Genomic DNA, 11,668 nt, shown 5'->3' on the forward strand with positions numbered 1-11,668 from the left:
ATTTGAACAATCTAAAATATTTGTATTACCTGAAAAAAGGCAAAGGCAATGTCCGCGAGTAGTGAAAATTAAAGCACAAAAATATCCAAGAAAATGCCAGTCAATTTCTTAACTGACTGGCATTAACTCGGATGAGTGCTTTTTTATTTAAGATTTTTTTGATTGAAATATGAAAGGCCGCCAGTAATCATCGCACCAAGTGTCGCAAGTAACATATCTTTATGTGCATCCCAGATATCACCTTGTTGACCATTATAGTTTTCAGCTTCTTCTGGAGATAAACCAATCGCAATAAGCCATTCAATCCATTCGTAAAAAAGACTGGTTGCCATAACAAATTGGATAACGAGTAGAAATAAAACTTTTGCTGACAGGGTAGGTAGCCAGACTTGGAACAACCGATAAAAGAAAGGGTAAAGAAAAATGCCATAAGCTAAATGCACGAGGCGATCATACATGTTACGTGACCAGTCCATCGTTTGATCAAGATTGAAACCCAATAAAGATTCAGTCCAGTCGCTATAAGGTACATAAGAATATAGATAGTGTGCACCTATAATATGAATCAGCAAAAATCCGATATAAAGCCAAAAGCTGATTAAATTCAAACCAATTTTATATAAGCACGTGATCAGTACAATGAGCATGAGCACTGTACCGATTTGATGCAATAAATAGGCTTCCATTTCAAGCGGCTGAATACTGGCAAGAGCAACTGCGAATAAAAGTAATAAAAGAGGCAGAATATGTGGTGTGGTCAGTCTATGAATAATCATGGTTAATATTTTTAAAATTAAAAGATGTGAAACATGCAAAATTTGAATGGGAGTATAGCGTTAATTTTGCAAAGAAGTTGAGGGCAAAACCATGCTAAATGGTTAAAAAAATTCTATGTTTGTAGCTCATTTCGAAGTTGGAAATACATATTCAGCGATCTTATCTGTTGAATCCGTTAAACTAGATGAATTTCCAAATGATAGAATTTTAGGATTTGCAAATGGCTGTAATCGAAGCATTTGAAGCGAAACAAAACTGTTATTTTAATTATGATTTTGAAGAACTGTATTTAGAAGATGATTTTCCTGAAGAACTTTCTGTGTCATTACGTGGAATGCTTTTTCGCCATGAAATTAAATATCCAGACGTGACCTATTATATCTATTTCAGTGATGTGTTAACCGGTTGTGAATTACAGCGCATGAAAGATGATTGGGCAAAATATTGTCCTTTATCTGAATAATTTGGCGCAATAAAAAACGAGGCATTAAGCCTCGTTTTTTATCTATCTAAAATTAGATTTTAGACGTTAGATCTTAGCAATTAAATCTTTCACTTGAGCAGCTTGAGTTGAAGCGTTACCTGTATATGTTGCAGGTGTCATTTCAGCAAGACGTGCACGGTCAGCAGCTGGAACAGCTTCTAACTCGTTACCGTTTACGAAATCAACCATCATGTCGCGAGTCATTGCTTGACCACGAGTAAGCGCTTTAAGTTTTTCGTATGGTTTTTCAACTGCATAACGACGCATTACAGTTTGAATTGGTTCAGCAAGAACTTCTTGAGCATGGTCAAGGTCTTCAAGAATACGTTGAGCATTCAATTCAAGTTTGCCAATACCTTTAGAGCAAGCTTCAAATGCAATCAAACTTTGTGCAAAACCAACACCCATGTTACGAAGCACAGTTGAGTCAGTTAAGTCACGCTGCCAACGAGATACAGGAAGTTTTTCACCAAGGTGAGCCAATACCGCATTCGCAATACCCAAGTTACCTTCAGAGTTTTCGAAGTCAATTGGGTTAACTTTATGTGGCATTGTTGAAGAACCAACTTCGCCTTCTTTCAAACGTTGTTTGAAGAAACCAAGTGAGATGTATCCCCAAACGTCACGGTTAAAGTCGATCAAAATCGTATTGAAACGACGTAGTGCATCAAAAAGTTCCGCCATGTAGTCATGCGGTTCAATCTGAGTCGTGTACGGGTTGAAGGTTAAACCTAAAGACTCTACAAAAGCTTGAGAATGAGCAGGCCAGTTAATTTCAGGGTAAGCAGAGTAATGAGCGTTGTAGTTACCTACAGCACCGTTAATTTTACCTAGAAGTTCAACTTGTTTGAATTGCTTGATTTGACGCGCTAAACGGTAAGCTACGTTCGCCATTTCTTTACCCAAAGTTGTTGGGCTAGCAGTTTGACCGTGTGTACGTGACAACATTGGTTGTTCAGCATGTGTTTCAGCTAAAGCCACAATTGAATCGATGATTTGTTGCATAGCGGCAACTAAAACTTCACGGCCATTTTTAAGCATTAAAGCATGAGACAAGTTGTTGATGTCTTCAGAAGTACATGCAAAGTGAATGAATTCACCTGCATTTTTAAGTTCATCAATGTGAGCAATTTGCTCTTTTAAGAAGTACTCAACCGCTTTAACGTCATGGTTCGTTGTACGTTCAATTTCTTTAATGCGGTTTGCATTTTCTTCAGAGAAGTTCGCAACAATTGCATCAAGTGCTGCATTTGTTTCAGCACTGAATGCTGGAACTTCTGTGATTTCTGGACGGTTCGCAAGCGCTTGTAACCAACGCACTTCAACAGTCACACGAGCATGGATTAAACCAAACTCAGAGAGGAAAGGACGTAGAGCATCACATTTGCTAGCGTAGCGTCCATCTAATGGAGAAAGTGCGGTTAAAGCGTTCATAGCGATTCCTTAAACATTGGAATTAAACGTAAAACAAAGTTCATCACAGCCATCAGTTAAACCACCTGATACTGTAAACGAGCGAGATCTTGAATATCTTGGAGCAGCTTACGCTTGCTGAAAATCATACCCCACGAGCTACCGCCGAGCTGACGCCACAAGTGAGCCATTTGTAAGCCTGTGAATAATGTCGCGCGAATGCGGTTGGTATGTGCTGTATCTTTAAATGCTTCAGCGTTGCCTCGAACCATAATGCGAGGATTGATCGAACCCGCAGTTTCAATATAAGTTTGAGCAAGGTTGGCAATGATACTTGGATGTAAATAATTATTATCGAAAAAGGAGAGCTGTCTAAGAATTTTTTGTTGGGATTGTTCAATAATTTCAACGAACTTCGGATTGCTATACACTTTCTTTTCTAATTGCAATAAAGTCATTGCATAGGTCATTGGAAGTTTAGTATTTGCAAGTTTAGGCAATCTAGATTTTGGGGAAGTGTTAAATGGCTGGGTAATGCTGCTTTCTAAAGTTTTTAAACCGAGAGAAATATCCGCCAATTTATCAAAAAAATCGAGCGTTTGATTGGATTGATTGGATTTAGGACGGATATTCAAACTGGCTTTGATGAGATGTTCAAAATAAAAATTACCGCTTTCACCAATACTTTGCGTACCCGTCAACGCGGTCATATGGGTTAGCTGTGTTGCTTGAAAAACAGCAGCTAACGCCAATGCACGATTTTGGCGAGTATTCAGAGTTTGAGGCTGTTGAAACGGTAACTCTGTCATCCGAAACAATCCTTATGAAATAAAATCCGGTTTAGGGGCATTGGTATGATGAATCACACCACCACCTAAACAAACTTCACCAGTGTAGAACACCACACTTTGACCCGGTGTCACGGCACGTTGTGGTTCATCGAACTCGACACGTACACCGTTTGGTGCAGCAGGGTCTTTAAATAATGTACATTGTTGGTCAGGTTGGCGATAACGTGTTTTAGCCGTACAGCGAAAACCTGTTTCAGGTATTTCTTGTTCGCCTGCAACCCAATCAATCGCTTCAGACCATAAAATAGTACTTTGCATGAGTGGGTGCTCATGACCTTGGCCAATCACTAAGCGATTACCCTCAATGTCTTTGTGAAGCACAAACCAAGCACCTTCTTCAGCACCTTTGAGTCCTCCAAGACCTATACCGCCGCGTTGGCCGAGCGTATAGTACATTAAGCCGTGATGATCACCAACCTCTTTACCGGTATCTAATACGATTTTTCCGGGTTGCGCAGGTAAATATTGCTTCAGGAAGTCATTAAAGCGACGTTCACCAATAAAGCAGATACCTGTGGAGTCTTTTTTCTTCGCAGTCGCTAAACCTAATTCTTCAGCAATTTTGCGAACTTGTGGTTTTTCAATTTCACCAACAGGGAACAAAGTCTTATTAATTTCGCGGCCATGCACTGCATGTAAGAAATAAGTTTGATCTTTATTTTGGTCTACGCCACGTAGCAGCGGTGCATATTCTTCACCACGTGAATTTTTAAGTGTTTCACCACGACGGCAGTAGTGACCTGTTGCAATAAAGTCTGCACCTAAGTTTACAGCATGGTCTAAAAATGCACGGAATTTAATTTCTTTATTGCATAAAATATCTGGGTTAGGGGTACGACCTGCCGCATATTCTTGTAGGAAGTGTTCAAATACGCGATCCCAATATTCCATGGCGAAATTGGCAGTATGTAGTTTGATTCCAATTTTGTCGCATACGGCTTGTGCATCGGCAAGGTCTTCCATTGCCGTACAGTATTCCGTGCCGTCATCTTCTTCCCAGTTTTTCATGAAAAGACCTTCAACTTGATAGCCTTGTTGAAGAAGAAGTGCTGCAGACACAGAGGAATCTACACCACCAGACATACCGACGATGACACGTTGTTGCATAGGATTAAGCATCCAAATTTGAAATTAAGGGAGAATTTTGGTGCTCGTAAATGAGCGATAAAGGATATTTTTGACCTGAAAGGGCATCTTGCACAGCTTTAATCACCAATGGACTGCGTGCACGTGCTGACTCAATCAGTTCATCTAAAGTCATCCAAACAGCACCAACAATGCCCGTATCTAACTGAGCATCGACATGGTGTTGAATATCTTTAGCTAAAAAGCAATAGCGGTAATAGGTACGATCAGGGAACATTGGTGGGGTATACGTATACATGCCCAAAAGGTGGGTGATCTCTACATCGTGACCTGTTTCTTCCATGGTTTCGCGAATGGCGGCTTCAATCAGCGTTTCGCCACACTCGACATGACCTGCAGGTTGGTTAAATACAGTGTGCGTAACACCTTCTGTATGTTCTTCAACAAAGAGGAATTTTCCGTCTTTTTCAACGACTGTCGCAACAGTGACGTGAGCAGTCCAAGCGGTCATAGAAAAGCACCATGGGTTAAAAACGCTATTCTACAAAATTTAGGGGGCGGTGGCTATGTTGATTTTTTCAAATAACCTTTACGGAGTTTTAATTGAATTAACATTACAGCCTATCTAAGGGATAACTTTAAACGCTGTAATGTTAATAGTTAAAATTTTTTACTCAATGAACGGAATTTTGCTATCACGAGGTAAATCAGGGAACAGGGTATAGATCATATCTGGATTCTTTTGCAGACCTACACCATCAATATATTTCCATTCTTTGCTATCAATAGGGCGTACTGCAAGCATAAAGGAAAGATCTCCCGTCATTTTACGGCCATTCATAGAAATTGTGATTTGCTTGGGTACGGCACAAAACTCATTTTTGCCAATGATATAACTTTGTTTTGGAGGATAAGTGTCAACTTTAGTCACTTGTATTTTATTTTGCTTAAATGAATTTGCAGCAAGTTCTAATATGGCGTTATATTTTTCTGTACCACCAGCAAAATTAATCAGAGATGAATCTGTTTTTTCTGCGATTAATGCATAATTACCTGTATTGAAGGCTGAACCAATTTCTTTAATCTCTTTGGCAATGAATTTTTCATAGTCATCTTTACACTGCGGTGAATTTGCAAAAGCAGTTGTAGAACTTAAAATGATGCCAGTGAAAAGTATTTTGCTAAATAATAGAGTATAAGTTTTAACCAACATTAAATTGTTACTCTGTGTTTGAATTAGTCTATTAATAAAACGATGCAATAAAAAAGTGTAAAAAATAAAGCTGTCGATTATTCACTTTGATCAAGATAATTATTCGCCACTTTCACATAATGACGTGCCGAATAAGGCAAAAATTCTTTTTCTTTATCTGTTAAAGGGCGAACTTTTTGTACAGGGCTACCCACATATAAATAACCACTTTCCAGGCGCTTACGCGGCGGAACAAGTGAACCTGCACCAATCATCACATCATCTTCAACGATCACATCATCTAAGATAATCGTGCTAATACCTACAAGCACACGGTTGCCAATAGTACAGCCATGTAGTTTGACATGATGACCAATCGTCACATCTTCACCAATAATCAGTGGTGAACCTTCAGGTTTATCCGCTTTTTTGTGACTCACATGCAACATGGCATGATCTTGCACATTGGAGTTACGTCCAATTTTAATATGATTAACATCGCCACGAATCACAGCAAATGGCCAAACCGAAACATTTTCCGCAAGCGTTACTTCACCAATCACCACAGACATTTCATCAACGTAGCAAGTTGCGTCAATTTTAGGGTGATGTTCAAGATAAGGGCGGATGTTTTTAGCCATAAGACGTCATCATTCAATATTTATATTGAAGGAGTATAAATGAAAAAAGCACCCATACCGAAATATGGATGCCTTCACTTTAGTCTTAAATTTTAAATGTGTTTAAAACTTAGAATAAGTTGCTAAAAAACTGTTTGATGTGATCAATCATTTTGGCAAAGAAGCCTGCTTCTTCAACATTTTGTAAAGCTACAAGTGGTTTTTCAGCAATCACTTTGCCGTTGAGTGTCGCAACGTATTTACCCACAACCTGACCTTGTTTTAAAGGCGCAGTTAATTTTGGTTGAACAACCAATTGAGTTTTAATCGCGTTTGCTTCGCCTTTAGGCATGGTCACGTTAAAGTTTTCAGCAAGACCAATTTGAACTTCATTGTCTTTACCGTACCAAACTTTTGCTTTAGCCAAAACTTGTTTAGCAGGTTGAACTTTTACAGTTTCAAAATTTGCATAACCCCAAGCTAAAATTTCACGTGTTTGAGACGCACGTTCATTCATGCTCGGCGCACCGAAGATCACAGAGATCAAACGAAGTGGACCACGTTTAGCAGACGTTGTTAAGCAATAGCCCGCTTCATCGGTATGACCAGTTTTTAAACCATCTACACTTGGGTCGGTATAAAGTAGGGCATTACGGTTGCCTTGTTTAATTCCGTTAAACGTAAATTCTTTTTCTGAGTAGATTGGATAATATTTTGAACTGTCATGGATGATGTGCTGTGCAAGAACAGCCATATCTTTAGCAGTAGAGAGATGACCTTCAGCAGGCATACCTGTTGCATTAATGAATTGAGTATTCACCATGCCGATACGTTTTGCCTCTTGGTTCATCATGTGGGCAAAAGTACCCTCATTGCCAGCAATATGTTCAGCCATTGCTTTAGAAGCGTCGTTACCTGACTGAATAATAATGCCACGCAACATTTCTAATGCAGTTGCTGTGCCATTTAAAGGTACATACATACAAGACTCAGAGCTGCTACCGCGGCACCAAGCAGACTCATTCATACGTACTTTTTCATCTTCAGTCAGTTCACCACTCAATAACTTTTGTTCAATGATGTAACTTGTCATCATTTTTGTCATTGAAGCAGGAGCTAATTTTTCGTTTTCATTTTTAGAAGCAAGGATTTGCCCTGTTTCATAGTCCATCAGCACATAAGATTTATTATTCAATTCTGGAGGTGCAGATAAGACGGTTGCCGCAAATGAGAAGCTAGGTGCTAATAGCAATGCAGCAAGGGCAGTTTTTCGGGTCATTCTGGGTGGTTCCAATAACTTAGGTATAAGCACAAAGAGCCTAGCATTTTAGGACAAAGCTAGGCTGACTTCTATGGGGTGTTAGAGCTTATTTTAAAAGTATTGTAACCAATTGGTATTATTTACTGTAAGCGGTAAGTTCTTTGCAAATTTCGCCGTTTTTCTTGTCGCCAGCTTTTTTCGCATCGGACTTGGCTTCCTTTAAAGCTTCTTTAAAACTTTTCTGTTTACTCAGTTGTTCTAAAGCTGTAACAGCGTTCTTTTCTTTTGGCATATATTCTTTGGCTAATTTTGCATAACCGGCATTAAATTTGTTTTGATCTTTCTCATCGACTAATTTTGGACAAACTTCAGAAAGAACATAAATCGCAGCAAGTTCTTGATTTGTAACTGCTGGGGTTGGTGTTACTTCAATTTTTTCATCTGCTGCATGAGCGCTCATTGCTGTAAAAGCAAAAGCAGAAAGACTAAGGGCACAAAGAGATTGAATAAAAGTATGTTTCATTAAAATAACCTGAAATCTTAAAAGCGATAAAAATAATAGACTTAGCTTAATCTTAAATTGATTATGAATCAGTAGAAAATTGTATTGAAGCTGTTGAGAAAGTGGTGAATTGTGAAAGAAAAAAGGATGAAGTGTTTGCTTCATCCTTTTATAGCAACATCATTACACTTAATTTATAAATTATAGGTAAATGAAATGTTTGATCAAAGCTGAATTAAGCTTCGTAATTTAAAACATCGTCACATACTGACTTTTGTTCACTTTTATCCGTTTCTTTTGCAGCTTGACGCGCTTCTTCAAGTACTGATTTGTATTCTGAATCTGCTTGTAATTTAGCTAAAGTCATTGACTTATCAGAATAATCAGCAAGATAAGATTGGGTTAATGTAGTGATGTTTGCATCAAATTTAGCATTTTTACCAATCAATGCAGGACAAACTTCTGCCATGACTTGAGCCGATGCAATATCTTCTTTCACGATGGTATTTGCTTCATCTTGAGTAAAGCCATCGTCAGCAATGACTGCTTGAGATAACAATGCAGCCAAACCTAAACCCAAGATGCCCCGTAATGCAATCGTTTTAATCATTTGTATTCACATATTTATGCTGGATGTTAAAAAGTAAATATATATAATTATTCATATATTTCAATAAAATGTTCTTGCGAGTCATTTTAAAACAGTAACGGAATTTGTCAGTGAATATATTAATTGCCAACGATGATGGCGTTTTTGCTCCCGGTATCCAAGCACTTGCACACGCATTGCGTCCTTTGGGTCGTGTTGTGATTGTTGCACCTGAAAGTGAACGTAGTGGTTTTTCAAGTGCCTTAACACTTGATCGTCCTTTACGACCTGTCGAAATTGCTCCAGATATGTGGGCTGTCAATGGTACACCTGCTGACTGTGTCTATTTATCCATGAATGGTTTATTCGACTTTGAATTCGATCTCGTCGTTAGTGGTATTAATAGTGGTGCAAATTTAGGTGACGATGTTCTGTACTCAGGTACAGTAGGTGCTGCATTTGAAGGGCGTTTGATGAAACAACCTGCTATAGCAGTGTCATTTGCCGGGCCGAATGTACGCAGCTATAACAATCCTCAAGATTATGCTGTTGCTGCGAAATGGGTGCATGACTTTATTGCAGGTGGATTGGTGAATTTACCGCCACGACATATTTTCAATGTCAATATTCCTGACGTGGCTGAATTGAAAGGCACTAAAGTGACTTATCAAGGTCGCCGTTTACAGTCTAAGCCAATTACTAGTCATGTTGACCCTCGAGGTCGCCAAGTTTATTGGATTGGTTTAGCAGGAGAGGCAGTTGCAGAGCCGAAAAAAGGTCTAACTGATATTGAGTCAGACTTTTTTGCAGTCGCAAATGGCTATGTCAGTGTAACCCCTATACAAATGGACGCTACAAACTACGAGATTTTGAATAACTTGCATGCAGAGTTTTCTAAATTGTAAGTATTAATGTTATAACTTTGTGAAATTGGCAAAGCCGTCACTATTTTGCTACGGTTTTTTGCTAATCTTAGCCCATTCATAATGACTATATTATTTCGAATTATTAGTGAGGAAGATGATGTCCCTGGTGTCACAAGATCGCGTTATTGCCGCTCCTGCAGCATTGTTTAAGACGATTGTTTTATCTGCTGCTGTTGTTACGACTGTTGTTATGACAGGTTGTGCGTCAAAGCCACAAATTAATAATGCGACCCGTTATGCGACAGCGCCAGATTATTATACTGTCCGCTCGGGTGATACCTTAAGTGGCATTGCAGCACGTTATGGTCTGAGCTATATCTCTATTGCTGAAATGAATGACATTGCGCAGCCTTATCGTATCTATGTTGGACAATCAATTCGCCTTAAAAATGGTGGTGCACGTCGGACGACCTCGACACAGGCGATGACACAAGCTGCACCTATTCAGCGACAAACGATTGCTTTACCAACACAAAATGCACCTGTTGTTCCTGCAAAAACGACACCACCAACTGTGACACGTACACCAGTACCAACGCCTGCTGTTACTTCATCAAGTTTACGTTGGGTAAGTCCAGTTGCACGACCTACTGTGCTCCAAGGCTACAATTTAGCTTCAAATGTGAAGGGAACACGTTATGCTGGTAATGTGGGGGATGCTATTTTTGCGGCGGCAGATGGTCAAGTGGTTTATGCCGCTGATGGTTTGAAAGAATACGGTAATCTAATTTTAGTAAAACACATTAATGGCTATATTACGGCTTATGCTCATAACAGTAAAATGAACGTGAAAAGTGGAGAAACTGTTAAAGCCGGACAACAAATTGGTGAAATGGGATCTTCAGGTACAAACCGTACTATGCTTGAGTTTCAAGTTCGTTTAGACGGTAAACCAATTAATCCGACTAGTGTTTTACCAAATAATTAAATAACTAATGCAAAAGCAAAATATCCCCGTATAATACAATGAGTTGCTTTTATCAAAAGATGAAGCTTCTCATAAGTTTATGAGGGAAATTTATGTTAGATCAACTTCGAGCAATGGGAGTCTTTGCTTGCGTTGTAGAAAAAAATTCGTTTAGCGGCGCAGCTCGTGAGTTGGGAATTACCACGAGTGCCGTGAGCCAGCAAATCAGATCCTTAGAACATGACATGGAAGTTGTACTTTTACATCGCTCCACTCGAAAGTTAAGTTTGACTGAAGCTGGACAAGCATTTTTTCACAGCTGCCAAGAAATGCTATCAGCCGCAGAGCGCGGTAAAATTCGCATCAATGAATTACGTGATGACTTAGTTGGAGAGCTTCGAATTGCTTCAACTCCTGAGTTATGCGCTAATCATGTGATTCCAGCGTTATCACATTGGATGTCTGCACACCGTAGCTTATCTGTACATTTGGAAGCGGATAATCAATATATTGACTTGATCGACGGTCGTATTGATATTGCACTGCGTATGAGCCCGAAAATTGAGGATCAGAATCTTCAAGTCGTACCACTTGCACATGTTGAGCAAGTTTTAGTTGCTGCGCCGAGTTATATTAATCAGACGTCACTCATCTCTCGTCCAGAAGACTTACAAAATCATGATTTACTGCATATAAACTTGGTTAAAAATTATCAGCAGTTTAGTTTTGAGCATGTGTCTACACATGAGCGCACGCATATAGAAGTTAATTCACGATTTACAACCAATAATGTGCTTGCTGCAAAATCTATGTGCTTACAGGGCCATGGTGTAGCGCGAATTTTGTATTTAGATATTCAAAAAGATTTATTAAATGGATCTTTGGTCGAAGTTTTACCTGAATGGCGTTTACCATCTTTTACCTTATATGCAGTGATGTGTAAGCGTGATCAACAACCGACTAAAATCCACCGTTGCTTAGATGCTTTAAAACAGTATTTCAGTCAATTACCTGGCGGACGTGTATACCAAGACGCATCATAATTAGCCTATGTCTTATA

Annotated in this window: 14 protein-coding genes; 4 read left to right on the forward strand and 10 right to left on the reverse strand. The window is 39.1% G+C overall.

Annotation, left to right across the window (positions count from 1 at the left end; all coding sequences use genetic code 11):
* Window positions 1-143 precede the first annotated feature (143 nt).
* Window positions 144-776, reverse strand: a complete 633-nt coding sequence (locus FTV09_RS10365) for a DUF2238 domain-containing protein (protein WP_180058267.1) — start codon at window positions 774-776, stop codon at window positions 144-146.
* 221 nt (window positions 777-997) lie between these two features.
* Between FTV09_RS10365 and FTV09_RS10370 the strand changes: the two genes are divergently transcribed.
* Window positions 998-1,240: a hypothetical protein gene (locus FTV09_RS10370; protein ID WP_067762781.1), complete on the forward strand. Its 243-nt coding sequence runs from the start codon at window positions 998-1,000 to the stop codon at window positions 1,238-1,240.
* Window positions 1,241-1,306: 66 nt separating this feature from the next.
* On the opposite strand, the gene purB is transcribed toward FTV09_RS10370, so the two are convergent.
* The 9 genes from purB to FTV09_RS10415 form a co-directional block, all read right to left on the reverse strand.
* Window positions 1,307-2,695 (reverse strand): adenylosuccinate lyase, encoded by a 1,389-nt coding sequence (gene purB, locus FTV09_RS10375; protein ID WP_067762780.1) that lies wholly within the window; start codon window positions 2,693-2,695, stop codon window positions 1,307-1,309.
* A 56-nt stretch (window positions 2,696-2,751) separates the two neighbouring features.
* Entirely contained in the window at window positions 2,752-3,483 is a 732-nt protein-coding gene (hflD, locus tag FTV09_RS10380) for a high frequency lysogenization protein HflD (RefSeq protein WP_067762779.1), read from the reverse strand.
* A 12-nt stretch (window positions 3,484-3,495) separates the two neighbouring features.
* A complete protein-coding gene (gene mnmA / locus FTV09_RS10385; RefSeq protein WP_180058268.1) occupies window positions 3,496-4,632 on the reverse strand; it encodes a tRNA 2-thiouridine(34) synthase MnmA in 1,137 nt (378 codons plus the stop codon).
* A 4-nt stretch (window positions 4,633-4,636) separates the two neighbouring features.
* Window positions 4,637-5,122: an NUDIX hydrolase gene (locus FTV09_RS10390; RefSeq protein WP_180058269.1), complete on the reverse strand. Its 486-nt coding sequence runs from the start codon at window positions 5,120-5,122 to the stop codon at window positions 4,637-4,639.
* 159 nt (window positions 5,123-5,281) lie between these two features.
* Entirely contained in the window at window positions 5,282-5,824 is a 543-nt protein-coding gene (locus tag FTV09_RS10395; RefSeq protein WP_067762776.1) for a hypothetical protein, read from the reverse strand.
* Window positions 5,825-5,901: 77 nt separating this feature from the next.
* Complete coding sequence (locus tag FTV09_RS10400) at window positions 5,902-6,444, reverse strand: gamma carbonic anhydrase family protein (RefSeq protein ID WP_180058270.1); 543 nt, start codon at window positions 6,442-6,444, stop codon at window positions 5,902-5,904.
* A gap of 109 nt (window positions 6,445-6,553) precedes the next feature.
* Complete coding sequence (dacC, locus tag FTV09_RS10405) at window positions 6,554-7,702, reverse strand: D-alanyl-D-alanine carboxypeptidase PBP5/6 (protein ID WP_180058271.1); 1,149 nt, start codon at window positions 7,700-7,702, stop codon at window positions 6,554-6,556.
* Window positions 7,703-7,820: 118 nt separating this feature from the next.
* The gene (locus FTV09_RS10410; RefSeq protein ID WP_180058272.1) at window positions 7,821-8,207 is read right to left on the reverse strand and encodes an MCR_0457 family protein; all 387 of its coding nucleotides are present in this window, start codon (window positions 8,205-8,207) and stop codon (window positions 7,821-7,823) included.
* Between the two features lie 214 nt (window positions 8,208-8,421).
* Window positions 8,422-8,796: an MCR_0457 family protein gene (locus FTV09_RS10415; protein WP_180058273.1), complete on the reverse strand. Its 375-nt coding sequence runs from the start codon at window positions 8,794-8,796 to the stop codon at window positions 8,422-8,424.
* Window positions 8,797-8,906: 110 nt separating this feature from the next.
* Between FTV09_RS10415 and surE the strand changes: the two genes are divergently transcribed.
* The 3 genes from surE (at window position 8,907) to FTV09_RS10430 (ending at window position 11,651) form a co-directional block, all read left to right on the forward strand.
* Window positions 8,907-9,680, forward strand: coding sequence for a 5'/3'-nucleotidase SurE (gene surE, locus FTV09_RS10420; protein WP_067762771.1), 774 nt, complete (start codon window positions 8,907-8,909; stop codon window positions 9,678-9,680).
* Between the two features lie 118 nt (window positions 9,681-9,798).
* Window positions 9,799-10,629, forward strand: a complete 831-nt coding sequence (locus FTV09_RS10425) for a peptidoglycan DD-metalloendopeptidase family protein (RefSeq protein WP_067762770.1) — start codon at window positions 9,799-9,801, stop codon at window positions 10,627-10,629.
* A 92-nt stretch (window positions 10,630-10,721) separates the two neighbouring features.
* Window positions 10,722-11,651, forward strand: coding sequence for a LysR family transcriptional regulator (locus FTV09_RS10430; protein ID WP_067762769.1), 930 nt, complete (start codon window positions 10,722-10,724; stop codon window positions 11,649-11,651).
* Window positions 11,652-11,668: the final 17 nt, after the last annotated feature.

Source organism: Acinetobacter sp. YH12227, from assembly GCF_013417785.1.
Classification (GTDB): domain Bacteria; phylum Pseudomonadota; class Gammaproteobacteria; order Pseudomonadales; family Moraxellaceae; genus Acinetobacter; species Acinetobacter gandensis.